The organism is Microbacterium sp. 18062 (assembly GCF_902706225.1).
GTDB lineage: Bacteria > Actinomycetota > Actinomycetes > Actinomycetales > Microbacteriaceae > Microbacterium.
Window position 1 is genome coordinate 1 of sequence record NZ_CACSKB010000547.1, and the last position, 410, is coordinate 410.

General features: G+C 61.0%; 2 protein-coding genes. One reads left to right on the forward strand and one right to left on the reverse strand.

Annotated features, from left to right (window positions below; translation table 11 throughout):
* Positions 1-247: hypothetical protein (locus GVL03_RS22495; protein ID WP_235038300.1), on the reverse strand; the 247-nt coding region annotated here is incomplete at its 3' end.
* Between GVL03_RS22495 and GVL03_RS22500 the strand changes: the two genes are divergently transcribed.
* The coding region (locus GVL03_RS22500; RefSeq protein WP_235038301.1) for a hypothetical protein at positions 230-410 on the forward strand (181 nt) is incomplete at its 3' end. The two genes, GVL03_RS22495 and GVL03_RS22500, sit on opposite strands and share 18 nt — an antisense overlap.

Genomic DNA, 410 nt, shown 5'->3' on the forward strand with positions numbered 1-410 from the left:
CATTTGTGCTCGCTGCAGATCCCTGTGACGATGCGAAGTGCATGCCGGTCCACATCGTTGTGATCGTGAGCGCTGTCCATACGACGAGGACGAGGAACGCCACGTTGATGGCCGAGCGCGTTGCGTGACGCCATGAACGCTCGACAAAGTCCGGCGTGATCGTGGATCCTGCCAGTGCCGCTGCAGGTGCTGCGCCCGTACAGATGCGGCCATCTTCAACGATCGATCGATGCAGATCGTCAGGCACGTCGAGGTACAAATGCTGGTGCTGCGTCGGGGGTGCAAGCTGTTCTGCCGCTTGGCGTCGTTCACCTTTCAGCAGATGACGCCGCCACGCGGGCATCTTGATCGAGCTGTCGTGGGCGAGGAAAAGCGACTCCTGTTCGAGATGCGCGAGCGCTCCCTCATCG